Genomic DNA, 25,785 nt, shown 5'->3' on the forward strand with positions numbered 1-25,785 from the left:
ACATCCTGTACTGCATTACGCCAACCTACTAAATTTACCAATAGGGTTAAAGGATATTGAGCTAACATACCACCAGCCATTGCCATAGTCACAATAACTCCAGTCACAAAAGCCATACGCTTGGGCAAGAACCAATGAGAGGCCAAACGTACAGGGCCTAAAAAGCAAAAAGCGCTACCAATGCCAGTAATAAAACGAGAAAATAAAGCAATGTAAAAAGAATGAGAATGTGCTAAAAGAAAAGTACTCGCAACACATAAAAACATGGCGATGAGTAGCGTATTTTTAATCGAAAAACGGTCAAGCACTATTCCTGCCACAAATAAAAACAATACATTCGATAGGTAATAGATACTGGATAACCAAGCCATTTTGTCTGCCTGGATGTGATAATCTTGCATAATACTTGCCGCAATAGAAGCAAACATATTTCCTTGAATAAATTCATAAAAGAAGAATAAAGTCGCGGTAAGACATACTACCCAAGGTAATAAAGACGACTTAAAATCATAATCTTCCTGAAACTCATCTACCATGTGCATTTTTACTCCTTAGCTTAATGTTTGCAATATGTTTCACGAGTTAATAACGCAGCGATTAACGCAAGAATTGTAGCAATTGGAAATATCCACATTGCAAATTGAAAATCAGCAACAGTATATGGCGCTGTAGTAGTATTTGTGTGATGCGCCATTAACCAACCAAACAATACCTGGCCAACGCCACCGCCACCCATGATAATTACCGAAGCAATTCCTGTCGAGGCACCAGTATTGTCAGTAGAATTGCTTTCAGCGATTAATGGATAAGAAATCACTTGCGTACTCGTAAAAAAACCTAATGCAAAAAAGAGAATACTTAAGGTAATTTGCGATAGAGCAATGTTTAAAAACAGTGGAATCACCGTAATTAAAGTAGCGATCGCCCCAAAAACCATTAAAGGTTTGCGACGCCCTTGTGAGTCAGAAAGCCAACCAGCAAGCGGGCAACCAATCACACTCCCCATAAATATTAAACTAACAACATTGCTTGCAGCCATCTCTGTTAAATGATGCACGACTTGTAGATAACTTGCTCCCCATAACGCACATAGAACCATAATAGGTAAGTTAAGGAAAGAGGTAAAAAAACCTGCTAACCAATTTTGAGGATTAGCTAAAGCCTTAATAAATCCAGGAAGAACGTGATCTTGTCCATTCGCGCCTTGAGTTGATGAATCTACAGGCCTATCACACACAACCCCAAAAATCCATAATAATAATACCACACCCACTGCGCCATCAATTAATAAAGCACGGCGCCAACCAAACAATTCATTCAGGTAAGCAAAAGGCGTATGAGCCAACATGCCTCCTACAAAAGCCATGGTCACTAAAGAACCCACAACCAAGGCTTGTCTTCGTGGTGGGAACCAATGAGACACTAAAACCACACAAGATAAAAAGCAAAAAGCATTGCCTATACCTGAAAGAAAATGGCAAAAAGAAGCTAAAATAAATGATTTTGTCAGTGCAAAACCTACAGTTCCAAGCACACAGATAAACATCGCGATTAAAATCACAGTTCGTGTGGAAAAGCGGTCAAGAATCACGCCGGCTGGTAAAAGAAAGAAAATATCAGCCCATAAGTAAGCACTGGACATCCAGCTTAATTGTGTTGCATCGATATGAAAATCATCACGTAATGATTGATTAATGACATCAAAAATATTGAGCTGGAAAAATTCATATAAGAAAAACAGCCCCGCAGAGAGACAGACAACCCAAGCCATCAGGTCGCCACGAGGAACAAAAGTTCTAGAATCCACTGCAACAGAATGCGACACGCCTACTCCTCACATTATGGCTTAAAAATTGCGCCAGAGTATACCAAAACTGAAATCAAATTGGTATCTTTATTGAACAGTAATCGCTGTTTTTTATACTGCATCTCAAATTTAAGTTCATAACCTGCCTTTAAGAGCAGGTTATATGAGAACTACGTAATAATAGCAAAGGACTTCCTGCAGCAATTACTTGACCAACTTGCGTTAAGTGCGGAAGAATTTCTGGTGAGATTGTAATAATATACTCCGGATGCATAACCACATAGTCTGCTACATGATTTGCTAATAATTGACACAATACTTTATTGTCTTGAGTATTTCTCACCTTACCACCAGAATAAAATTGAGCAGAAAACTCTGTTTTATAATCCCAGTAAACCAATTTACTGCCCATCGCGGGATTCTGGTGTAACCAGGTATTAATTACTGGTTTTTGCGTTTTAGCAACAAGATTAGGCATTACATTAAATACAACAGCCGCCACTAAAAACATCACGCCCGTAATTAATGACAAACCCACGATTAGTTTTTTAGCATTCAACATTACCCCAGCTCTAACCCAATACTCAGTAAAGAATAAAGCAAAAAATGGCAAACTAGGAAATACATAAGTATAAATAATGTTGCTAGAAAAGGTGAAAAAGAATAACGGCACGACGGTACATCCAAACAAATAGCCTAACCAACCGTCATTATCCGCAAACAATGCAGGTAAGCCTTTTCTATACTTGACAAGCCAAGCACTCCCTAAAAAGCACCAGGGAAAAATACCTAAAACAGCAAAAGCCCAAATCATTCCCCAATGTTCTTGATGTGCATAACCATATTTATCGCCGGTCCATCCAGGAGTCACGAAACGATGGAAATGCTCACCCACAATAAAATAATTTAAAAATCCTGGTGTCCGTAATTCCGCCAAAATATACCAAGGCAATGCAATCGCGAGCACTAACAAAATCCCTTTAAACCACGGTAAGCGCTTCCAAAGGTTAAGCCATTGATTGCGTATTAATACCCAGAAAAAAAGTGGCATCCCTACTAAAACCCCAGCAACAGGCCCTTTAGCCAATAACCCAAGACCAATACCGACGAAAAAAAGATAAGACCAAAATTTGCTCTCATTAACAACTGCATGCCAAAAAGAAACTAAAACCAAAGTAGTACAAAATATTAAAGAAGGGTCGGTCATTACCGTCCCAGCATCAAGAAAGAAATATAAAGTTCCAGACAGGACTATGGCACTTAAGGTAGCAATCGTAGAGCCACTGTGTTTTTTTGCCAGATCCCAAACAAGCCATACAATCGCGATGGATAAAAGCAAACCTGGCAAACGCACTGCCAGCTCATTAACACCAAACAATTTCATAGATGCAGCAGATAACCAAGTAGATAAAGGCGGTTTCGCCCAAAAAGGAACACCATAATCATGAAATAAGGTAACCCAGTTCCCGGTTTCTAACATCTTACGCGCAATTTCACCATAACGAGCTTCAGAAACATCATTCAAAGGAATGAAATACATGGAAACCAGACGGCAAATAAGAAGAAACATCAATGCAAACAGTGCATGATTAAAAAATTTATCGCGCACTAATTTATCGTTTTTTATGTCCAAAACAAGCCTCATTCGTAATACGCTACATCACATGATATTAACTAATAGATTTCTATCAAGTTAAATACATAGCAAGTCAATTATTTCATATTGCAATTGAAAACGACAAAGAATATTACCGATTATTAAAATTAATACAAATTTTTTCATGATTTTTCATATCATAGATAATGATAAGTGATATCTAATCATTATCTAACTCAATGAATTCACTATTTTTGTTAAAAAAAACAATTGTATAACCAAAATACATGACGAGCGAATTAGTTTAGTTTACACTGTGGACTGTAAGATAAATTTACATCTACTTATTTACTAGGAAATGGGGGGTGAAACATGACGTTTAAGTTAATGGATATAAAAGAGATAACGAATTTTATTGACGAAACTAAAAATCAGCAAATAGCCAAGCATAATGAGTTAAATCCAGGCAAAGAACCGATAACAAGCATCGAACAACTTAGAGAACCAAGACGCTCTGAGATGCTCTACTTAGTAGACGCTTACCAATGCCTCACTGAAAAACTTTCAAGTTTACCAGAAGAAAATTCACTTGAAAAAGAAAAGGATACACACAATGATACTTCTGCATTTTATGGTGCTCTTTATATCGTTAAGGAACGTATTGAAACAGAAGCAAAAGGGACTCTTAAGCAATATGGCACACTTCACCAGTGTATAACAACATTTCTGCCCAATAAACACAACCAGCCCAGTTTATCTGATTATGCAACATTCTATTATTTCCTGAATCAATCTCTTGAAGAAAGATTGTATCCCATAGAGGCAAGTAATGGCTTTAAAGAAAATAGCCTCTTAACCAAAATGGATATACCCGTTCTCAAAGATTTACTTATAATTGGCTATAACTCTGGAGCAAAAGCTCAGCACGATGCTATTGATAAGATGGGCTATAGTGATAAATCACCTCGCTCTCCTGCAGAATATTTTTCTAACCAAAAGCGTAGAGCACCTAAAGACATCGAACACTTATCTCAATGGCCAGAGCTTAAGGAACGCATTAAAAAACTTAAACAAAAGGAACTGGCGCATAAAAATGTTGGCACAATAGAAAATTTAAGCCAAAACCGTAGGATTCAATATTCTCTCATGCGTACTATAGAAAAACTGCTAGAACAATTACATCCGGATGACAACCACACTAAAGGAGAGGTCGAAAATGAACAGAAAGTGATTTTTTCAGGTTTTCTAAAAATGATATATGAAGACATTACAATACCATACAGTAATTCTTTTCTTCCTAAAATCTTTAATAACCCTGAAAACTCCACAACTCATTCTGGATTAAGAGATATCCTTACCTTTAATTCAGCAGCAAAAATTGGGGCTTTAGTCAATGCAGCATATATGTTTATGCGTTATTGTTGTCTCGTTAAGCTAAAGAAAAATGAGTCACTAATAAACGGTATGAATCAGACGATTAGTTCAAAAAATCCTTTTGCTGATATTGAAGGGTTTGATGTCAAAAAAACCTTTAAATTATTCTCAACAATGATTCTGAATCTACAACAAGCAACTTTAGAAGACAATCTAGAAAAGTACTTCGAAAAATATCCTGATCTAAAACCAAAAGAAAAGCCTTTACTGCCAAGCATCCCCTCAATACCTTTTCCAAATCTGCCGTCACTAAGTCTATTTGGCGGCAGAACAAAAACTACGGAGCTGCCTATTTCCGATGAGCTCAATGCAAAAAATGGAAAACAAGAGCCACAAGATTCAAACGTCAATAGACTAACACCTAACACGATAGGTTGATTAAGATCGCGTGATCTAATCAACCTATCTTTGGAATCACTGGCTGTATTATTTAGCTACAGCCAATGATTCAATTTAATTTTTCGCGGAGAATCAGTTGTTTATATACGTCATTTAGATTAATTTTTGGTACAATGGCTTTTTTCTTCACTTGTTGTACTCTTAATCTAATGAACATTGAATTAAATATAAAAAAAATAATATTTCCTCTAATATTTTTATTTGCCACTCCAAACTTAATTTTTGCCGCCTCAACACTTAAAAATTCAGAAACAAAAAAGCTTGCATCCGCAGTGAATTCATCCCAAAGCATCACAAAAAAATTCATTTCCATTACTATTGATGATCTCCCTTTTGTTGGTGAATATCGCAATTTTCATCTTAATATGATGATTGAAACAATGACGAAGCAACAGATTCCAGTAACAGGATTTATCATTGCGAGCGAAGTACGCAAAGACAACTGGGAAATTTTACACAAATTTCGCGATGCAGGTTTTGGCCTTGGTAACCATACACTAACACATGCCAATTTAGGCAAGCTCAATAGAAAAGCATACATACGCGAAATTCAAGATGCCGATACGATTCTTGCCCCTGTACTTACTGAGCCTAAATATTTTCGCTTCCCCTATTTATCCATGAGTTCAGGAAAGAAAAAAGAAGATATTCTTTGTTTTTTAGCGAAAAAAAATTACCAAGTAGCTCCTATCACCGTGGATTCAAAAGATTTTGTATTTAACCAACGCCTGTTTGCCGTGCCAGAACTAGACCGACGCGCTTATCTTGAAGAGCTAAAGCCATTTTATTTGGACTTCATTTGGCAACAAACCATGCGTGCTGAAGAAAATAACCCTCATCAAGCACAAATTTTATTAATTCATGCGAACTTACTCAATGCCTATGTCTTGCCCGACATCATTAATTTATATAAAGACCATGGCTATAGCTTTATTAATTTGGAAGATGCCTTAAAAACACTCAAACACCCCATCCGTTGCGCAAAACCTCAGCTGTGCCCTCAACCACAACCACATTTCGAGAATACGGATGAAATTGAAGCCTTTGTTGATTGGGATTAGCCAATTATTCCATGACTGTTAATTTATGATACAATTGTTCAACTTAAACTCTTTTTGTTCAATGAGGCTGATATCTTTCATCTCCTCCACTGAACATTAGAATTCACTTCTTTAGGACACACCATGAGCTTTACATCTTTAGGGTTAATTGAACCTTTATTACAAGCGATTAATGAATCTGGCTATACTCAACCTTCTCCCATTCAAACCCAATCTATTCCTGAGATTTTACGTGGTCACGATATTCTTGCTTCAGCGCAAACAGGTACTGGAAAAACAGCCAGCTTTGTACTCCCTATTTTACAAAAACTGCATACTCAACCTCGTGCGCAAAATAACCGTACAAAGGTTCTTATTCTCACCCCAACACGTGAATTAGCGGCACAAGTACATGACAGTATTCGTCAATATGGAAACCATCTAAAATTACGTTCAGCAGTGGTTTTTGGTGGGGTAAAAATTAATCCGCAAATGATGAAACTTCGAGGCGGTGTGGAAATTTTAGTAGCAACGCCAGGGCGCTTACTGGATTTACACCAACAACGTGCCATTCAATTTGATGAAATAAACACCTTTATTTTAGATGAAGCAGATCGCATGCTCGATATGGGATTTATCCACGACATTAAACGCACCATCAACCTCTTACCCTATAAACGTCAAAATTTATTATTCTCCGCAACTTTCTCTGATGGTATTCGTTCTTTGGCGAAAAATTTTCTCAAAAACCCCACAGAAATCGACGTTGCCCCACGTAATACAACAGCCACTGCTGTAAAACAACGAGTGCATCCAGTGGATAAAAATCGTAAGCACGTATTATTGAGTCATTTGATTCATAAAAATAAATGGGGACAAACGTTAGTATTTGCTAAAACCAAACATGGTGCAAATAAATTGGTGAAATTGCTTGCTGAGGAGCATATTTATGCAGCTGCAATTCATGGCAATAAATCACAAGCACAGCGCACTAAAGCATTGACAGATTTTAAATCAGGTGAATTACATGTTTTAGTAGCTACAGATATTGCCGCTCGAGGAATTGATATTGATCAACTTCCTTGCGTGGTGAATTTTGACCTTCCACAAGTTGCAGAAGATTATGTGCATCGTATTGGACGCACTGGACGTGCAGGCGCATCAGGAATTGCCATTTCCTTAGTTTGTGCCGATGAAATTGGACAATTGCATGCTATTGAACAATTGATTAAACGAAAATTAGAGCGTATTGAAATAGAAAATTTTGAACCCAATCATCGCTTGCCTATATCCTTACCAAACACACGCCCACCTAAAAAACGTGTAAAAAAGAACACAGACTGGAATAAAAAACCGACTAAAACTGCACAAAAATCAAATAAGAAACCATTTAAAATGACCAAAATCAAACAGAGCTAGCTATGTTTTAATTAATTTTGACATTAAGAATAAAAATTAACATAATTAACTCAAAAAGTTCTCAAGGAGTCGTGATGTGTTTTTTTAATTCTAAGAAATCTTTAATTTTAGATGATGTTAAAGAAAAACTAAGTAAATTATGGCTACCTATATCCGAACTAAATTATAGAAATAATACTGAATATTTTAACTTATGTATTAACACTTTAAGACGTTTCGCTCAAACCAATAACTTAAAAAAACGATTTGTTGAAGAATATTCAAAATTATCACCAAAAGAAAAAAGCAAAATTGGAAAGGTTAATTTAACTGCTGAAGAAATTTTTGATAAACAAGCTGATTATTATTCTCAATCACATCAAATGTCTCTATATAATTTAAATATAGTGACTAACTTACAACATCTCGATAGTTATAATCAGATTACTTTTAGTGATGGTTCAAATATTATCCTTCCAGATCTTTCTGAAGCAGCCGTGCAAAAAATTTCTGAAGATTTTAAAATAAAATTTGACGAATTAATAAATGATAATATTCAGAAAGAAAATTTTTCCTATAAGTGGTAGCAAATAAGCAAGCGAAAATATGTTTAATCGTAATCAACTAAAATCAGAATTATTAACATCTCTCCCAAATCTTACAGAACATTTTTATGCAGGCAAGGTACCAATACAACACAGAGCAGGTACGTATACTATTGAATCACTAATCACATTAAACAAATTACTCGCAGAAAAACGTGCCCAAAAAGAAGAGCCCATATTGCGTTTTCTGGTTGATGAAAACGGCAAAGCATGGTTCGCTCGTGAAACTCGCAAAGGTACGCATGCCCCCAAACATTATCAAATGACTGGAAACTCATTAAACCAAGCACGCTGTCTCACTGCCGGAAATATCAAATTTAAAAACTCTGCATGCAAAACACTAAAAAGCATCAATCATCGCAGTGGAGATTTTCAACCCTCATTTCACTCATTGCGGATCTTTCTCGCTATTCTTATCTTAAACCAAGAGAAATTACCTTTTAATTTACCAAGAGTCTTATTTATTAATGAATTAAATAGCTCCGGTAAAAAAATATGCAAACATAAATGGACCATTTCCCAGCTAAGAAAATGGGTAGAACGCTTTGACTCACACCAAGAACTAATGCAACGATTAATGAATCAAGATGAAAAAACTAAAATCGTTCATTATGAAGCGATTTCTACTCAAGAAATTGACAAGACACCTGCTCTCCAAAAAAACATTTATTTTCTACAGTATTTTAAATTGGTGCACACTAATATTAAAAAAATGTACTCAAAAACAATACGAGGCTTCACTTTAATCGAAGCAATGATTGTTCTTTTTATCATTGGGATACTAGCAACTATCGCTTACCCAAGCTACGTCAGCTATCTTTTGAAATCACATCGTTCAGATGCCATGGCAACATTGGCCCAGAATCAAATAACCTTAGAGCGATGCTATGCCCAAAACTTTTCTTATAATCAAACCTGTAGTTTTCTACCCACTTTTCCGCAAACTTCAGCTAAGGGATACTACAACATTACCTTAACTAATCTCAGTGCCTCAACTTATACTCTGACTGCAACAGCTATTGGTAGACAGACTGAAGATACAATTTGTGCTCTTTTTATTATCGATCAAGCCAATGTAAAAACTGCAGCCGACTCATCGGGAGCAACACAAACATTGTGTTGGAATCCCACCTAGATATTTTTGATTACACATAGGCCTATGTGTATTATAATTGACAATATGAGTAAAAAATAATAAATTTGTCAGTAAATCCATAGTATCAAATTACCATGCTGCAATATTTAGTTCCGAAAAATTTAAAAACCTATCTTTCTACTTATGTAGAAGCGTCACAATTAGAAGATATAGTCGAACATCTTACTACCGCATTAAAAATGGAATTCCAGCGATTAAAGAAAAAAACTTTTGGCACAAAAACAGTGTACAGTATCGACATTAATGTTGGCCGTCATTACCATCGAGCGTTATTCGAATTAGTGAAGTTCGAAAGTTCGCTTTATTTGATGTTGAGAAGTTTTGTTTGGTCTCATAATTACCGGCATGCACTGGAATGGGAAAGCAAAGAGCGGATAAGTCGGGAGGAACTTAATCGATTATATAATGATGAGTTTGAGATTTGGAACTCTTTGAGTGAAAAAGTGCCTGAAGATGATATGGCAATGATTTATTATAAAAACATGTGGTATGAACCCACACCGTTGCAAACGGAATTATTGCAAAACAAGATACTTCCTCAAACAGTTATAGGCCCTCCTGGCTCAGGTAAGACCTTACTAGCAATGGGTTTTTTACAAGAACGCGCACGACAGCATATTAGTAGTGGTCAACCTGGGGTTTTAAAACTTTTATACATTACTGAGAGTCAAGAGTTGGTTAGGCGTTTAAAAGATTCCTGGAGCTCTTGGGAGCAAGAGCATATTCCTTATTCCACCAATAAGGTAGTGGTATCTTTTTTAACCTTTAACCAGTTTTTTCAGTGGTATGCTGATGAAAGGAATTTGCATTGGATGAATGATGAGGAGTTTTTATCGAAATTAAGCAAGACTTTTCCCAATGAAGACCCTGAAAAGCTACGCAATGAGTTATACAGTAATGGTTGGATGATTGAAGCTGATGCACGAGCAAAAAGCCCCTATCATCAATCATTATATAAAGATGCAGGAGCAAGAAACTCATTATATTCGGTGCAAGAAAGGCAAAAAAAGCACCCAAAGCTTAAAGAAGTTTTTTCTACGTTAAGCTATGTTCCCGAAGTAGTGGGAACATACCTGACAGAAACAATGGATGGATTTGATTATCACTTCACTGTGGTTGATGAAGCGCAAAAGGCTCCTTTACAGTATTTATTGGGAATAACTCGCTTTACGCGCAACAATCAAGTTCTGTTTATTGGCGATCCAATTCAAAAAACATCTCAATATTCTTCATTAAGTACCTTAGGAACAGCATATAAACTTCTTTTTAACAACCAATCGTTGATGATTTCTCATCTGGTCAATACATTACGGCTACCTTATGATGTGGCTCGTTTGGCCAATAGCATATATTGGCTTCGGAATAATTTAAATAGTGGATTAATTGAAAGTCTCTCTTATTCTAAAATTGCTAATGGATTTGAGTTAACTGGCGAAGCAACAAAAAATATCTGCTATTTTGCCACATTACAAGAAGAGCAATTTGCCAAAGTAGGGTTAGATGCCAATGCTGCAGCAATCGTGTTGCGATCTGAAGATAAAGCCAGAGTTAAAGACTTGATTCAGGGGAAGAATGCTTTTACTTCCGAAGAAGCTCAAGGATTAGAGTTTTCACAGGTCTTTTTATACTTATCAAAACAAGCACTTACAGAAGCAAAGCAGATTGCAGATTTGATGGAAGAAAAAGGAATTACTCCCAAATATCCATTAAAAGAGCATGCTCATCTTTCTGCAGATAAAACTGCAAATAATGAACTCTCTTTAGAATGGTTGTCCCGTCTTTTCATCGCCATTTCGCGCACGCAAGGCAAGCTTTATGTTTATTGGGAGTCGGAAGCAAATCATAAATCGGCCTCATTTCAGCAGTGGTTTCTCGAAAAGTTAGGCAACGATTCTTCTGAGAGATTAATAGAAGCCATTTCCAGCTCCAAAGAGGAGTGGTTAGGAGTCATCCATCGCTTTATTGCTGAAAATGCTGTAGAGCCTGCCCAAGAAAACTTGCAAAAAATCTTTCATCTCAATGAGGTGGAAGCAATTCGTTACATTGAGCTATGCAAAAAAACACCTCAAGAGCCTACTATGGATGCATTTAATTCATGGCGTGCGACGTTAAGAGCCGAGCTTCCGCTACAAAACACATCTGACAATAATCCTGTGAAATCAAGTGCGAAAACATTATCAGAAACCGTAAAAGTTATTTCTACCAAACCTAAACACAATCAAGAATCTCAGGTAACAATACCTTCAACACCAAGTGAGAATAAACCCACTTCTCTTGAAAAAAAACAAAACTATATATGCCAATTCTTAAAAAAAATTACTATAGGCAATATTAAGACTCTTTTAGCGTATAAAAATGTGGAGCATTACCTTTTCGATGATATTTTGAATGATAACTCATGTCTTTTTATTAAGATCTACGAAAAAGCCCCAACGACATTAATCCAGGCCTTGCAACAAGAACCTCAATATATAAATACTCTTAAAGCACATCTTCACAAAGTGTATCAAGGCCGTTCTATATTTGCTATTTTAACTACTGCAGTGGAACAATTAATTTTAGCCAAGCTACTACTTGATGATTCCGAATTATGTAAAACAATCACTGGTGTTCACTTAACGCAGGTGATCTGCGCAAGTGAGGGTATATTTGAGACTACAGCCTCTCCACTTTTATTTTTAGCACGTACTCGAACTGGACAAACAATTTTAAAGCGACTATTCGAACAGAACCCTGAATTAGCTAACATAATAACAAACACTGATTTAGAATTAGAAGCAAAGTCAATCCAAAATGATTTTCCTCTTGCAATTTGGCACTCACAGAATAATGAGCTAAAGGTAAGCCAGTTATTTATAGGAGCTCAAACAAACGCATCCGCATTCTATTGGTTATCAACTAGCAATGCTGGACAAGAAATTTTAAAACTGTTATTAGATCAAAATGTAGAACTGGCTAAAACCATTACCGCTATCCACCTCCAGCGAATTCTAATAAATGAACAAAAAGGACATGATTCTGCTTTTTATTATTTATCATTAGGCAGTACCGGGAAAACAATTTTAAAACGGTTATTAGACCAGAATGCAGAACTAGCTACAACAATTACTGCTGTTCATTTATGTCCAATGATTCCTCAGCTAGAGAATAAGAATCCATCTCCACTGAATTATTTAACAAGAGACTTAAGTGGCCGAATAATTTTAAAACAAATATTCGAGCAAAATCCAAAGTTAGCTAAAATAATTACTGCCGTAGATTTATGTAGAATAGTTATTGAAGAGGAAACCAAGAATTTTTCTGCTTTATACGGTTTATCTCTTTCTTTGGAAGGATTAGCAGTTTTAGAGCAGCTATTTGACCAAAATGAGGAACTGGTTAAAGCAATTAATGCCGCTGATTTATGTCAAATAGTTACTGAAAGAAAGGATACGAGTTCTTCTGTATTTGATACCTTATCCTCCACTCCATCTGGATTGTCCATTTTAATGCAATTATTCAAGCAGAATGAGAAACTAACTAAAACAATTACTGCTGCTGATTTAACTCAGGTAATTAATCTGAATCCTTCCGTACTTTGTAAGTTATCATTGAGCCTGCAAGGAAAATTCATTTTAAAACATCTACTGGATAAAAACCCCATGTTAGCTAAAAATCTGACCATCACTGATTTTTTTAGAAAACCTGAAAGAACAATAGAAAAAGATTGCTTTTTCTCTAATTTAACCCCGTGTTCGATTGGTCAATTAATTTTAGCGGATTTATTAGCAAAGCAAAAGATGGAACCAGAATTGTCTAATGTAAAACAGATTGCTTCTGAACAAGAACTTACTTCAGTGCGACAGGATAAAGAAAAAGAAGAATCATTTTCTGACCCGAAAAAAAATTACGATTTAACGTTTTTTGACCAGAAACCAGTAAATAAAGAAGATAAATTAAATTTAGTGGTAGCCAATCGAATGTAGCACCTAACAAGTATGATATTATTTGTGAGAAGTGATATATGAAATAAATTTAGGAGATATTGTGACTGTTTATTTTCATTATACCGTACAAGAAAAAGAATCAGGCTCTAACATTATCTTGAATAAGCCTATTCTTGAGAATACTGAGACCGTTATGATTAATGCAACTATTGAACGACTTAAAAAATTAAAACATCCTTCAATTCTAATTTTTAACAAATTCACTCAGCGTAAAGAAAAACATCAATATGATGTTGGTGTTGTTAAAGTAGATTTCGATATGGAATTTTGCAAAAATCAAACTCTAGTAGATATCTTGGATAATCTCACCGAGAAAAAAATTTTAGAAATTTCCTTAACACTCATTTCCGGCCTTATTTATTATGAGAGCCAAAATCTATTCCCTCAATTACGTCTTGATAGCATTATGGTTTGCGAAAATGATAAAGTAAAAATATTGGACGAATCAATAATCCACTTGGGCCAATATCTCACCCCTGAAAAACCACCATATGTAGAAGCAACTCTATCGGAAAATAAAAGTAAACTTATTAATTGGCTGGGATTAGCACCTGAACTGGTAGCTGTAAAACCTAAATATACTTCTCATTCAGCTCTTTTTTCATTTGGTACCATATTATTACAAATGTTTAAAGGAGCACAGGAATTTAATATGGTCAGTAACGAGCAAATAAAAGAAGCAATAGATAACACCATTGAAAACAATCGTCCTATTCCGAAGAATTGCCCGGATCATTGGAAGAATATTATTAAATGCTGCTTGCAAACCAAACCAGAAGCTCGCCCAACATTAACAGAAGTATGGAACATGTTAATTGCACTCAAACCAGATGTTCCGAAATCCCTAAAAGCATATAAAGCTGAGCGGACACAAAAAGCAGAAGCTCGAAACTCCTCAAACCCATATGGTGCATTTGCTGTTAATAAAAAGCAAAATGAACCTGCTGATAATTATAAGAATGAGAGGAGTTGGTGCTTATTATCTTGATATTTTCAAAGGCATGGTGATGTCACCGATAAAATAATTTGTAGGTTGGGCCTTGGCCCAACCTGCTTCTTTATTATTTGATTTATTTGTTTCAAGGGATACCTTATCTAAAGCATAAGCTTTACAGCACAAAAAAATTCCCATACTATGGTCACCTTAACGGATGATCCAACTTCATAAATGCAATGGAAATTTTTTGCTTTTTATTCGGCATACTTTATTTTTATACTCATTCCCTATATCTGCCAGCTCTTACCTTATTGCTTGGTTATCTAAATGCAAAATACCTTTCTGTTTTATTTTTCTTGTCAGGAATAGCTCTGGCAGGAATTCATCAATGGTTGATTCTGCCCCAAGGCCTTCCTGAGTTTGCCGTCATACCGAAAGCAAAAATCGAAGGAAAAATTGTCTCAATTCCAATACAATCACCAGCAAAAACGCAATTTTTATTTTCACTTGAACGTTATAATAATCAACCGGCACAAGGGTTGGTACAATTAACCTGGTACAGGCATGCATTACCTCTAAAACAAGGGCAATATTGGCAATTTACTGTAAAGCTGAAAAAACCACGTAATTTTCTTAATCCTGGAGGTTTTGATTACGTCATTTCACTAAGTAAACGCCACATATTTTGGACTGGCTATATTCTGGCAACCGAAAACAAATTACACTCGCAAATCCATGAGTCATTTAATTGGCTCATCTTGCGTGAACATCTCGCCAATCAATTAAGCGCCTTAGCACCTAACCAAGCGACTGCGGGTATTGTAGAAGCACTGACTTTAAATATCACCCGCCACATTAGCCAAAAAGACTGGGAATTATTTCGTCGCACTGGCACTATCCATCTTTTTGGTATTTCAGGTGAACACATTGCCTTGATCTCTGGCTTAATTTATTGGTTAAGCCGTTGGTTATGGACACGTAGCACACGCTGTTGTCTCGCTATTCCCACACCTTATATTGCTTGTATTTGCGGTTTATTAGCCGCTTTTTTCTATGCTCTTTTAGCTGGCTTTGAGCCCCCAGTACAACGTGCTTTAATTGGTTGTTTCTTTTATACCTTAGGTATTTTGGGCAGCCAACGTTTCACTCTTTGGCAAATCTGGCGTTATGCATTATTCGGTGTATTATGCCTGGAACCTCATGCCGTCTTTATGCAAGGATTTTATTTTTCATTCCTTGCTGTAGTATGCCTTATGTTGGCGCAACAACGTTGGTGTCTGCAAGGTTATAAAAAAAACCTTATTTTACAATTAAGTTGCCTGATTGGACTAATGCCTTTAACTCTATTTTGGTACTCTTATGGTTCGCTTAATGGTTTTTTTGCCAACTTATTTGCTATTCCTTTAGTAGGTTTTCTTATCGTGCCTCTATCTTTAATCACCATGCTGGTCAGTTCTTATCCCTGGGCCTGGTTATTGATGAAGCCACTGTCATGGCTTATTGTTTTATTATTTCAAGGATTGCAGTGGACTGAGCATTTAGCAGTGATTAATCTTGAATGGTCAATTAGTACGATTGAAATGACTTTGGCTTTGATGGGGGCTTTATTGCTCTGGGTATTATTACCTATAAAGCCATTTCGCTATTTGTCTTTATTATGGTTCTTTCTCCCCTACTTTCCACCACGGCCATTGATTCACTCTGGAGAGGCGTTAATCCACGTTCTTGATGTAGGACAAGGATTAGCTGTCGTTATTCGCACGAAACAGCATACATTGCTTTACGATACCGGAGATCAGTTTTTCCAAGGCAGTGATTTGGGAAAAATGGTCATTTTACCTTATTTTAAACATACTGGAGTGCACCAAGTAGATACTCTTGTGATTAGCCATCCGGATAAAGATCATCGTGGAGGCCTTAAATCTATTGAAGCGGTACTCCCAGTACAGCAGCTTCTGGTTAATGACCCACATTATTACACTCATGGCTTAAAATGTCATGATTACCCTAGTTGGAACTGGGATGGTGTACATTTTCGTTTTTTACCCATCATTGCAGAGTTTAAGGGCAAAAATAATAATTCATGCATCCTACAAATTAGTACCAGTGGAGGGCGGATGCTACTTACTGGAGATATTGAAAAGAAAGCGGAAAATTACTTGCTGAAAACGTACGTTACGCAATTAAAATCTGACTTATTGATTGTACCCCATCACGGCAGTAAAACTTCATCCTCCTACCGTTTCTTAAAAGAAATCGCGCCTCGCTATGCAATTGCCTCCTTAGGGTTTGATAATCGTTTTCACTTCCCTCACGCCAAAACAGTAGCTAATTTACACTCCTTAAAAATTGCTTTCTATCGCACGGATAACTGCGGTATGGTGCAAGTGCGCTTACCAAACAAGGGAGAGTTATCGCCACCATCATGCTTTACTAAAAGTAAAATTAACCCAATTTTTAAGAGCATAAATCAAATAATTAGAGGAGAATAAAAATACCGTTGTTAAAAATAAAACTGCAAGCATAAGCTTGCAGTTTTATCCTATTTTCAATGGACTAATAACAAGACTGTTGTAACCAGCAATGGCCGTAATTGTTACACACGCGCACTGTTTGGCAAGCAGGAGGATAAGCGGGAGCATAATAATAATCATCATAAAGAGGGGCACCAATAATAATACCTGGTCCCCATACTCCCCAGCCACCACCATGCAAACCACCATGGTAGTATCCACCGCCATGCCAACCGCCCCCACCGCCGTGCCAGCCACCACCACCGCCGTGCCAACCGCCACCACCATGCGCACAGCTTGCTGCACTAGCAAATAGGCTTAGAGCAAAAACTGCTGTACGCATGACGTTACTCATCGTATTTCCACTCATGATACATCCCCATTTTTTTATTTGTTGGTTATTTTTAGTATAGCTCAAGTAAGGTTTAAATAGGCACGGTTATATTCTCAAGTAAGTTGTTATCGTTCTTTTTCTCTATTGCGGCTTTGTCTGTGGGTTTCTTATAAAACATTGATAGAAAAGAAAGAGACGATTTTTGCTCTTGCTTTTCTTCCACCAAAGTTTTGCCATCATCAGAGAATTGATGCATTTTTTCTGAAAGCTGATTTTTCTTAAAAGTAAAGAAATAATTTTCCGCTTTATTAACTGCTATTTTTAGTGATTCCTCTAGGGCAGTAATAAGACCAAAAAAGATAGTGGATTCTGATCCTATTAGACCACCCAATAACAATACATCAATTGAAAAATAAAGACCCAACGAGAAGGACAATACACTCAATCCTAAAAATACTATGACACCTAGAAATGCGTTTTTCATGTACGAAAAAGACTCTTTAATACGTTGCTCATTTGCTTCGAGATACAATTTAAGTTTAGCAATATGTAGAAATATTTCTGCAGGTGTATTAGAGGTATTCGGTAAAGATTTAAGATCTTCAATTGTAATGGAGCCAAATAAACCAGACTCAATCATTATCTTCACTAAATTAAAGTGTCCTGCGCCTACTGCCCATTTAAAATTATCCTTATAATCTGACGGTCGTATCTTTATTTCTTTTGATATGAGCAAATTAATAAAATATTCATTGTTCCTCAGCATAGCCCAATGTAAAACGGGCTTCATCTGACTATTTTCCTGTGCACTATTCCAATCAATCAAATTACAAAAATATTCTACATAATCTTGTCGATTACAATAAATTGCCTTAATTAATAGTTCTGAGAAACTACTAAAATTGGCATCATTTACACTCTTTTCAACCAAATATTTCACAGCTTCAAAACTTCCATACTCGACGATGAATTCTAATAATTCTGGCGGAAAGTGCGGTGGAGCAGTATCGATGAATTTAACAATTATGTCGTGTGGTTGATGACAGAAAATAGCCCACATAAAATCGCTGTAACTTGAAGGATAATGTCTAAATAGGTTGAGAATAAAAGGTTTATGAACATATTTAGTATGCAATATTATATTTCGGAGCTGTTCATTTTTATACAGAGTATTAAGAACTTCGTCATTTTTATTTCTCGCAATCCATTGTATCAGGGTAAATCCTTGAGCATCTCTAAGATCCGCTGTATGTAAAGAAAGCTTGTCGATTAGAACGTATGGGTTTTCTTTAACTTCAGAAAATAACATCCGTTCTTCTTTCTTTAATTTTTTATAATCTTTGTGATATGTTTGCCAAAATAAGGTCCATGGATCAAGAGTGGATGATGATTGCGGAAAATGCCTGTCGAGTTTTAATTGCCAAAGTGCTGGCATCTTTGTTGTTGACGTTAATTGCTCAGGAGTGAGCCAGTCTAAAACCATCAATAAAGATGCGTGATCATACACTACAGGCTGGCTATTTAAAGGCTGGCTATTATAGTCTATGCATGACCGAAGATAACACACAAGAGAATTAACAGAGAACATGATGATCCAAAGAGAGTTTAAAATTTCTTCATTTTATATTTTTTTTATCCAATTCACAATAATTATATCTAAAAATTTTGCTCCGTTTGCTTTTTCTTATTGTATGCCTCCAAAAACATGGAACATAATAACGCAGTTGCCTTACTGAAAATTCTTAATTCATAAGTTGCATTAAAAAGCACACTTGATTATCATAAAGACACTCACTCTTCAAACTCATCCAACGCGATTAGAGGAGTACATATACATGCGAAAACCTTTGACCCGTGATATCTTACTGACGCTGCTTATTAAATTAGTTCTGTTATTCGTATTATGGTCTATCTGCTTCAAAAATGTAGCAAAGCCAAAGCAAAATACGCAACAGTGGTTATTTGGTACAATACAACAAAAACAATAAACAAAAACGCTACATTCACTATTACTTAATGAGGTGAGCCATGATTCCTGGTAGTGACCTAGTTGATCTCTCCCGCCTGCAATTTGCATTAACTGCGCTTTATCATTTCCTATTCGTTCCATTAACGTTGGGCCTGTCGTTGATTTTAGCAATTATGGAAACCATTTATGTCATGACAGGACGCGATATTTGGCGGCAAATGGTTAAATATTGGGGAATGTTATTTGGCATTAATTTTGCCTTGGGTGTTGCAACCGGTTTAACTATGGAATTTCAGTTCGGAACGAACTGGGCCTATTATTCGCACTATGTAGGCGATGTTTTTGGGGCACCTCTGGCACTGGAAGGAATTATGGCTTTCTTCTTGGAAGCAACCTTTGTGGGTCTGTTTTTCTTTGGCTGGGATAGATTAAGCCGTATTCAACATATGTGTTGTACCTGGTTACTGGCCTTAGGAACAAATCTTTCTGCCTTATGGATTCTGATCGCCAATGGCTGGATGCAAAACCCCGTAGGTGCCGAATTTAATTTTCAAACCATGCGCATGGAAGTCACCGACTTTGCCGCGGTAATTTTTAATCCCGTGGCTCAAGCTAAATTTGTACATACAATTAGTGCAGGTTATGTAACAGGTTCCATATTTGTCTTGGCCATTAGCGCTTATTTCTTATTGCGTCGTCGTAACATTCCTTTTGCTATACGTTCCATGACTGTTGCAGTAAGCTTTGGTCTGGCGTCTGCTTTAGCTGTGGTGGTTTTAGGAGATGAAAGCGGACATTTGGATTACAACAATCAAAAAATGAAATTCGCAGCCATTGAAGCATTATGGCATAGCGAAAAAGCACCTGCAGGACTTACCGTCATTGGTATACCTAATGAAAAAACAATGACGACAGACTATGCAATTAATATTCCTTACGCTCTTGGTTTAATCGCAACGCGTAGCTTTACTCAACCTCTAGAGGGCATCGCAGAATTGATTGAACAAGGCAAAGGTCGTATCAAAGAAGGGATGCTTGCTTATGATGCATTGACGCGGCTGCAGAAAAATCCTAATGACGAGCAAGCAAAAACCGATTTTAATGCCCATAGTGACTTTTTAGGTTACAGCTTACTGCTAAAAAAATATACCGAAAATGTGGTGGATGCGAATGAAGATCAAATCGATAAAGCAGCTCATGACCTAAAACCCAAAGTAGCTCCTTTATTCTTTGCTTTTCGTATTATGGTGGGGTGTGGGTTCTTTTTTATTTTCTTGTTTGCTGTGGGCTTTTACCTGTCTGCCAAGCATAAACTGCATAGCACACGCTGGTATTTGCATCTCGCCTTTTGGTCCTTACCTTTACCTTGGGTTGCGGTTGAATTAGGTTGGATTGTTGCCGAATATGGTCGCCAACCTTGGGTAGTTCAAGGAATATTACCTACTATGATGGGTACATCCTCTCTAAACACAGGACAAGTGATGACCTCTTTAATTGGATTTGTTCTTTTTTACAGCACACTTGCCGTCATTGAACTATATCTGATGTTTAAATATATTCGTCTTGGCCCAGATGATCGAGCACATTAGGAGAATTACAATGCCATTAGACTATGAAACTTTACGTGTTGTATGGTGGGTGTTGCTTGGTGTTTTACTCATTGGTTTTGCCATATTTGATGGTTTCGATCTAGGAGTAGCCATGCTACTGCCTTGGGTAGCCAAAACCGATATGCAACGCCGTGTACTCCTAAATAGTATTGCGGCAACCTGGGAAGGAAGCCAGGTTTGGTTTATTCTTGGTGGTGGTGCTATTTTTGCTGCCTGGCCTGCTTTATATGCCTTATCGTTCTCTGGTTTTTATTTTGCGATGCTCTTAGTCTTGCTTGCTCTCATTCTACGGCCTGTAGGCTTTAAATATCGCTCTAAACTGAGTAATTCGCATTGGCGTCAATCTTGGGATTACGCATTGTTTATAGGCGGCTTTGTGCCTACCTTAATTTTCGGTGTAGCTATAGGTAACGTGCTACAAGGTGTGCCCTTCTACTTTGATGAGCATCTGCGTCCATTTTATACTGGCAGTTTCATCAGTTTATTAAATCCTTTTGCCTTATTATGCGGAGTTTTATCTGTAGTCATGCTCGCCATGCATGGTGCTTTTTTTCTAAACGTCAAAACTGATGGTGAATTACAAAAAAGAGCATTAAAAGTGGCAAGAACTGCTGCAGTGCTTACCCCTTTATTATTTATCACTGCAGGATTTTGGTTGCATTATAGAGTTAACGGTTATAGCTTAACCAATATTATGCCTCATGATGGCCCATCTAACCCCTTATATAAAGCCGCAGTTCAACAGGCAAATGCCTGGTTTGCTAATTACCATAATTACCCCATAACCATGCTAGTACCCTTACTTGGCATTATTGCTGCATTACTCGCTCTTTTTTTCTCACGTTTTGCAAAACTGGCTTTTGTATGCAGTGCTTTATCCTTAATTGGCGTCATTGCGACAGTAGGGGTAAGCATGTTCCCATTCATACTCCCTTCATCCAGTAATCCAGGACAAAGTTTAACAGTATGGGATGCTTCTTCAAGCCAATTAACCTTATTTATTATGCTTATCGCGGTAGTGTTTTTGTTACCAGTCGTTTTAGCCTATACTGCCTGGGTTTATCGAGTATTACGCGGTAAAGTTACAGAAGAAACGATTACCAAAAATAAAAAAGTTGCTTATTAGGAGAGATTATTATGTGGTATTTTTCCTGGATTTTAGGCACTGGCTTAGCCTGTGCTTTTGCTGTACTCAATGCAATGTGGCTTGAGCTCAGAGACGATAATCACAAACAAAATCAAGAATAATCATCATTGTATGTGGGTCATTCACCCACATAACTACTCACCAAAAATAGGTAATTTGGGCTTATAACCCTACCCAACGAATGAATTCGTTTGAAGCATCTAAGCTCACCGCTGGTTTTCCATCAAAATAAATGGTGAAATTATTTGCCTTGGTGTTTTCTGGAGAATTATTTGTTTTTATCTCTTTAATCTTGCCTAAATCAACTACTTGCATCTGAGTCTCATAATACCCACTACGGACCTCTTTAATTACAGGAATTACAAAATAAATATCACTTAAGTTGGCGTTATTTACCACATAACTCAGTTCTGAGATGCTCAGCGCAATATATTCTTCATCATTAATTTGCCGTCTAAGCATCCGTGTTAACGGTGCAGTTATATGAAATACTTGTTGATATTTATCCGCTGAAATCACTGCCACAGGATTACTTTCAGAACGTTTATTACCTTTATACCCATTCCCCACAAATAAAATGGCCTCACGTTGATCATCTGGTGCAATTGCAGGTATTTCAATGATGTTTTTATTTGTCATATGAGGCATATTTTTATCGCAATTTAAGAATTTTGATTTTGCAAACCAAGCATCACTGGGGTAATAAATCACTAATAATGATTTATCCTTAATCGTATTGATAATTTCTTTAGAATTAGACAATGGCAAAGCAGGACAACCCCAACTACGGCCTGGTCTTCCGTATTTTTTGATAAACCGCTCTTCGACATACCAACCAGAATGCATTACCACTGAACGATTAGACGCATTATCATTAAAACTAACATCCAAACCATCTAAACGTAATGACAAACCATCGCGTCCATAATAAGCTTGTTCGGTTTGATATACCCCAATACTGCTCGCTTTACTATTGTATTTATTAGAAAAATAATTAGAGATTAAAGCACCAGATTTAATTCCATGAGAAACATAGGTATGAAACAATAATTTTTTCTGCTGTAAATCAATAACCCACAAACGCTTTTCATTAGAAGGCAATGAATAATCAATAATGGTCAACATGTTATTATGTTCTACATTGTATTCATGCGCACATTTTAAGGCCATCAATACTTTGTTAATAACGAGTTGATTTAAACCAGGAGCACTATTATGGAGCATCGTGTTAATGTCATTAATGTATTGTGCACTATTTTGTCCTGCACTAAAAACCGGTCCTAATCCACTCAAAAGTTGCATGTTTTTATTAATAATTTTTTTCTGCTCAGGAAAATCAACCGGAAGCGGAGGTAAGTATGTTGATGTTATTGCCAAAAGGAGCAGCAGAATCGAGCTCATGACACGTCCTTGAATTAGTTTGTCATCTCTTGTACTGTTTACTATAGCTCAAAATTGTAAAGGTAATTATTACTTATTTATGAAAAAATCATGTAATTAATGACCACTATAAACTGGAAAACCAGTTTATGGTGTAGCAGTGAGAACTTCTGGCTCTTCTGGATTAGCAGAGTTATCTGGATTCGGAGCAACTTCTCTTCTCAATGAAAACATTTGCTCCAATTCTTTGATTACAAGAAGTACTTCTTTTTTACCCCAAACCAAAGAGGAGCGTTGTCCAGTTATGACATTCACTTCCTGATGAAAATGCTCTTGTAACTGCGTTTTGATAGTTTCATCAACTGCAAGATCACTATTAATTCTGTGCAATTGTTCCTTAATAGTATCTTGGTATTCCTTGCTAAACTGCATAGCTCTTTCTTGACTTTTTTTAGCTTCATCAATCATTTTTGCTGCTTCACTTTTAAAAATAGAACAAATTTGAGCAAAAAAATTAGAAAGACGCACCCAAAAATCATCATGAATGCGAATGAAATCAGCTAAATTGGCGGTATAATCCTCAAATTTAGCTACAAAACCCATATTTTCTTTAACTAAAACCAAAAGATTTTTATAGCTAGTTATCGATTCTTTCGCTGTATTGATATTACGTTGCAAAGTAATTAAAGTTTGTTCATCCTCTTGTGCTGCAAGTTGGCACATCTTATCTCTTGTATTAAAAAGACGATTATTTATTTCCGCAAACTCTTGTTCCTCTTTAGCTTGAGTTGCTAGCAACTGTTGTAAATGCCTCTCAGTTAATATTTTGAGCGTTCGCTTACACTCACTGTCCTTGGTATCGGGCATAAATTCTCTAATATCATCCTGGATAGTTTGTGAGGCTGTTGCGCGAATAACTACTGTCATTGGTGCCGTAATCCAGCTCATTGCATTGGTAAAGCGCTGGCTATAATCTTTATTACTAACCGCATCTGATAATTCGTTAACTGCAAACATGAATCTTTTTCCCTGCTGGTCATTCAGTTGTTTTTTAAGTATTTCGTAATCATCCGAATTCCTTGTTATAAACTCTAGAAAACTCTGGCGGCCATAAATATAAGAGTCATTAGCTGTAGCATTTTCAAGCAATCGCATTAAAGCATTAATTTTTCCTTGGCGTTCGCTAATAGTTTGTTTCAAAGTAAGATAACGACCTAAATCAGTTGCATCCTTCTCCATTTGTTCTTCAAGCACGGTGAGTTTTTTTATACTTTTTAAACCACCATATACTTCGAGCAACTCATCATTTACCTCAGCAAAAATAGCTAAATGGCGTTTATTAAAATACGCTTGCAAGGAGTCTAAAGGAGCAAGCTGCTCTTCCATTTCTAAATAAACCTGTACTTCTTCTACGGGTAGTTCCACAGAAATAGGCTCTGCTATAGCCAGTCTTTCCATTTTTTCTTCAATTTTTTTCAACATGTTAGCAGTTTCTCCACTAAGCTTTTGTGAGGAAACAAGCGCAAATACTGCAATACGCTCCCAATAATACAAAGAATTAAGTGTTGGCTTTATCAACTGCAATAAGTAAGACACGCTAAAAAAAAGTGTTTTGGCGTCATTATTCTTAAAAAATTTATCGTCTAAATCAAATAACTTATTCAGTTTTTCAATTAAAGCATTTACATCAGTGGAGGGAGGGGCTTTGTATGCTTGGTTAAGAAGCTCACTTATATCTTGTAATAGGATTATAATAGAAGCATTGTTTTCTGAGGATGTTCTTACTAAATCACAAAACTCATCAATGACGAGTTTTACATAAGCCACTGAACCCAATAAGCGACCATCGAAGTTATCCAACTTTGTAAAAAAAGAAGAGTCGCTCAAATCACGTTCTATCTGCTCCAAAGTGTTTGCTGAATTAATATAATTACTAATTAGTTCAACAGTTCGCAGGTACTTTTCTTCTACCCCTTCTTCGCGCAATCGTTTGAAGCGGTCTTCATATTTGGATATCATCTATTTGCCTATAAAACAATCTTCATGTATAAATAAGATTCATTTTACCATAAATAATAAAAATAAAAAACATCCTTACTGATTAAAAACATGAGTGGAGAATGCCAATGAAAAAGGACTTTATATTTTTACACTCCTGGGCTTAGCATTAGGCTCATTGCCATTAAAGTTAAGCCAATTTTTTACTGCCTACGTCCCGCGACTTGTTCGCGAGATCCAGCTACGGAGCCAGATTTCTGGATTGTGCGAACAAGTCGCAAAACGTAGGCAATCAGCCATATTCCTTAATGAGAGATAGCCAACAAACCATACAGTTGTTCTTGCTTGCTGATAGTTAATAAAAAAACAATTCATCATAACGAGAATACATGAACAGTTCAAATTGAAATTCATGTCCTTATTTCACAGATCTGTTCTCATCTGCCTGGTTTTGCAATACACTCGAATTTATTGA

General features: G+C 36.5%; 21 protein-coding genes. 12 read left to right on the forward strand and 9 right to left on the reverse strand.

What is annotated here, in order from left to right:
* The 3 genes from QM652_RS07515 to QM652_RS07525 form a co-directional block, all read right to left on the reverse strand.
* Positions 1-542: MFS transporter (locus tag QM652_RS07515; RefSeq protein ID WP_415074408.1), on the reverse strand; the 542-nt coding region annotated here is incomplete at its 3' end.
* A 14-nt stretch (positions 543-556) separates the two neighbouring features.
* Complete coding sequence (locus QM652_RS07520; protein ID WP_415074410.1) at positions 557-1,825, reverse strand: MFS transporter; 1,269 nt, start codon at positions 1,823-1,825, stop codon at positions 557-559.
* A 130-nt stretch (positions 1,826-1,955) separates the two neighbouring features.
* Complete coding sequence (locus QM652_RS07525; protein WP_415074412.1) at positions 1,956-3,440, reverse strand: ArnT family glycosyltransferase; 1,485 nt, start codon at positions 3,438-3,440, stop codon at positions 1,956-1,958.
* Between the two features lie 336 nt (positions 3,441-3,776).
* On the opposite strand from QM652_RS07525, the gene QM652_RS07530 reads away from it, so the two are divergent.
* On the forward strand, positions 3,777-5,216 hold the full coding sequence (locus tag QM652_RS07530) for a hypothetical protein (RefSeq protein ID WP_415074414.1): 1,440 nt from the start codon (positions 3,777-3,779) through the stop codon (positions 5,214-5,216).
* Between the two features lie 70 nt (positions 5,217-5,286).
* On the opposite strand, the gene QM652_RS07535 is transcribed toward QM652_RS07530, so the two are convergent.
* A complete protein-coding gene (locus QM652_RS07535) occupies positions 5,287-5,550 on the reverse strand; it encodes a hypothetical protein (RefSeq protein WP_415074472.1) in 264 nt (87 codons plus the stop codon).
* Here QM652_RS07535 and QM652_RS07540 point away from each other — a divergent pair.
* The 6 genes from QM652_RS07540 (at position 5,510) to QM652_RS07565 (ending at position 14,410) form a co-directional block, all read left to right on the forward strand.
* Positions 5,510-6,298, forward strand: coding sequence for a polysaccharide deacetylase family protein (locus QM652_RS07540; RefSeq protein WP_415074416.1), 789 nt, complete (start codon positions 5,510-5,512; stop codon positions 6,296-6,298). The two genes, QM652_RS07535 and QM652_RS07540, sit on opposite strands and share 41 nt — an antisense overlap.
* 123 nt (positions 6,299-6,421) lie before the next feature.
* Positions 6,422-7,696, forward strand: coding sequence for a DEAD/DEAH box helicase (locus QM652_RS07545; RefSeq protein WP_415074418.1), 1,275 nt, complete (start codon positions 6,422-6,424; stop codon positions 7,694-7,696).
* 74 nt (positions 7,697-7,770) lie between these two features.
* On the forward strand, positions 7,771-8,262 hold the full coding sequence (locus QM652_RS07550; protein ID WP_415074420.1) for a hypothetical protein: 492 nt from the start codon (positions 7,771-7,773) through the stop codon (positions 8,260-8,262).
* A 730-nt stretch (positions 8,263-8,992) separates the two neighbouring features.
* Positions 8,993-9,415 carry a type IV pilin protein gene (locus QM652_RS07555; RefSeq protein ID WP_415074466.1) on the forward strand — a complete coding sequence of 141 codons (423 nt, stop codon included), beginning with the start codon at positions 8,993-8,995 and terminating at the stop codon, positions 9,413-9,415.
* 95 nt (positions 9,416-9,510) lie between these two features.
* Positions 9,511-13,401 carry a hypothetical protein gene (locus tag QM652_RS07560; protein WP_415074422.1) on the forward strand — a complete coding sequence of 1,297 codons (3,891 nt, stop codon included), beginning with the start codon at positions 9,511-9,513 and terminating at the stop codon, positions 13,399-13,401.
* A gap of 61 nt (positions 13,402-13,462) precedes the next feature.
* Entirely contained in the window at positions 13,463-14,410 is a 948-nt protein-coding gene (locus tag QM652_RS07565) for a protein kinase (RefSeq protein ID WP_415074424.1), read from the forward strand.
* On the opposite strand, the gene QM652_RS07570 is transcribed toward QM652_RS07565, so the two are convergent.
* Complete coding sequence (locus tag QM652_RS07570; RefSeq protein WP_415074426.1) at positions 14,402-14,554, reverse strand: hypothetical protein; 153 nt, start codon at positions 14,552-14,554, stop codon at positions 14,402-14,404. The genes QM652_RS07565 and QM652_RS07570 overlap by 9 nt on opposite strands.
* Before the next feature lie 41 nt (positions 14,555-14,595).
* Here QM652_RS07570 and QM652_RS07575 point away from each other — a divergent pair, with 41 nt between their 5' ends.
* The gene (locus tag QM652_RS07575) at positions 14,596-16,851 is read left to right on the forward strand and encodes a DNA internalization-related competence protein ComEC/Rec2 (protein ID WP_415074428.1); all 2,256 of its coding nucleotides are present in this window, start codon (positions 14,596-14,598) and stop codon (positions 16,849-16,851) included.
* 64 nt (positions 16,852-16,915) lie between these two features.
* Here the strand turns inward: QM652_RS07575 and QM652_RS07580 are convergent, their stop codons facing one another.
* Positions 16,916-17,242, reverse strand: a complete 327-nt coding sequence (locus QM652_RS07580; protein WP_415074430.1) for a hypothetical protein — start codon at positions 17,240-17,242, stop codon at positions 16,916-16,918.
* 55 nt (positions 17,243-17,297) lie between these two features.
* Complete coding sequence (locus tag QM652_RS07585; RefSeq protein WP_415074432.1) at positions 17,298-18,794, reverse strand: hypothetical protein; 1,497 nt, start codon at positions 18,792-18,794, stop codon at positions 17,298-17,300.
* A gap of 247 nt (positions 18,795-19,041) precedes the next feature.
* Between QM652_RS07585 and cydP the strand changes: the two genes are divergently transcribed.
* The 4 genes from cydP to cydX are packed head-to-tail and all read left to right on the forward strand — an operon-like array spanning position 19,042 to position 22,033.
* Entirely contained in the window at positions 19,042-19,194 is a 153-nt protein-coding gene (cydP, locus tag QM652_RS07590) for a cytochrome oxidase putative small subunit CydP (protein WP_415074434.1), read from the forward strand.
* A gap of 40 nt (positions 19,195-19,234) precedes the next feature.
* Positions 19,235-20,764 carry a cytochrome ubiquinol oxidase subunit I gene (locus tag QM652_RS07595; protein WP_415074436.1) on the forward strand — a complete coding sequence of 510 codons (1,530 nt, stop codon included), beginning with the start codon at positions 19,235-19,237 and terminating at the stop codon, positions 20,762-20,764.
* A 10-nt stretch (positions 20,765-20,774) separates the two neighbouring features.
* Positions 20,775-21,911, forward strand: coding sequence for a cytochrome d ubiquinol oxidase subunit II (gene cydB, locus QM652_RS07600; RefSeq protein WP_415074438.1), 1,137 nt, complete (start codon positions 20,775-20,777; stop codon positions 21,909-21,911).
* A gap of 8 nt (positions 21,912-21,919) precedes the next feature.
* Positions 21,920-22,033 carry a cytochrome bd-I oxidase subunit CydX gene (cydX, locus tag QM652_RS07605; RefSeq protein WP_415074468.1) on the forward strand — a complete coding sequence of 38 codons (114 nt, stop codon included), beginning with the start codon at positions 21,920-21,922 and terminating at the stop codon, positions 22,031-22,033.
* Positions 22,034-22,094: 61 nt separating this feature from the next.
* Here cydX and QM652_RS07610 read toward each other — a convergent pair whose 3' ends face one another.
* Complete coding sequence (locus tag QM652_RS07610; RefSeq protein WP_415074440.1) at positions 22,095-23,333, reverse strand: murein L,D-transpeptidase catalytic domain family protein; 1,239 nt, start codon at positions 23,331-23,333, stop codon at positions 22,095-22,097.
* A 126-nt stretch (positions 23,334-23,459) separates the two neighbouring features.
* Positions 23,460-25,331 (reverse strand): hypothetical protein, encoded by a 1,872-nt coding sequence (locus tag QM652_RS07615; RefSeq protein ID WP_415074442.1) that lies wholly within the window; start codon positions 25,329-25,331, stop codon positions 23,460-23,462.
* Between the last annotated feature and the right edge of the window lie 454 nt (positions 25,332-25,785).

Source organism: Legionella sp., assembly GCF_047605385.1.
Lineage (GTDB): Bacteria > Pseudomonadota > Gammaproteobacteria > Legionellales > Legionellaceae > Legionella.

What these genes read in the sequence shown, in the direction of transcription:
- QM652_RS07595 (WP_415074436.1), top strand. Translation starts at nt 19,235, where the DNA reads ATGATTCCTGGTAGTGACCTAGTTGATCTCTCCCGCCTGCAATTTGCA.
- QM652_RS07575 (WP_415074428.1), top strand. Translation starts at nt 14,596, where the DNA reads ATGGAAATTTTTTGCTTTTTATTCGGCATACTTTATTTTTATACTCAT.
- QM652_RS07535 (WP_415074472.1), bottom strand. Translation starts at nt 5,550, where the DNA reads ATGGAAATGAATTTTTTTGTGATGCTTTGGGATGAATTCACTGCGGAT.
- QM652_RS07545 (WP_415074418.1), top strand. Translation starts at nt 6,422, where the DNA reads ATGAGCTTTACATCTTTAGGGTTAATTGAACCTTTATTACAAGCGATT.
- QM652_RS07550 (WP_415074420.1), top strand. Translation starts at nt 7,771, where the DNA reads ATGTGTTTTTTTAATTCTAAGAAATCTTTAATTTTAGATGATGTTAAA.
- cydB (WP_415074438.1), top strand. Translation starts at nt 20,775, where the DNA reads ATGCCATTAGACTATGAAACTTTACGTGTTGTATGGTGGGTGTTGCTT.
- QM652_RS07560 (WP_415074422.1), top strand. Translation starts at nt 9,511, where the DNA reads ATGCTGCAATATTTAGTTCCGAAAAATTTAAAAACCTATCTTTCTACT.
- QM652_RS07580 (WP_415074430.1), bottom strand. Translation starts at nt 17,242, where the DNA reads ATGAGTGGAAATACGATGAGTAACGTCATGCGTACAGCAGTTTTTGCT.
- QM652_RS07555 (WP_415074466.1), top strand. Translation starts at nt 8,993, where the DNA reads ATGTACTCAAAAACAATACGAGGCTTCACTTTAATCGAAGCAATGATT.
- QM652_RS07610 (WP_415074440.1), bottom strand. Translation starts at nt 23,333, where the DNA reads ATGAGCTCGATTCTGCTGCTCCTTTTGGCAATAACATCAACATACTTA.
- QM652_RS07570 (WP_415074426.1), bottom strand. Translation starts at nt 14,554, where the DNA reads ATGGGAATTTTTTTGTGCTGTAAAGCTTATGCTTTAGATAAGGTATCC.
- cydP (WP_415074434.1), top strand. Translation starts at nt 19,042, where the DNA reads ATGCGAAAACCTTTGACCCGTGATATCTTACTGACGCTGCTTATTAAA.
- QM652_RS07615 (WP_415074442.1), bottom strand. Translation starts at nt 25,331, where the DNA reads ATGATATCCAAATATGAAGACCGCTTCAAACGATTGCGCGAAGAAGGG.
- QM652_RS07585 (WP_415074432.1), bottom strand. Translation starts at nt 18,794, where the DNA reads ATGTTCTCTGTTAATTCTCTTGTGTGTTATCTTCGGTCATGCATAGAC.
- QM652_RS07530 (WP_415074414.1), top strand. Translation starts at nt 3,777, where the DNA reads ATGACGTTTAAGTTAATGGATATAAAAGAGATAACGAATTTTATTGAC.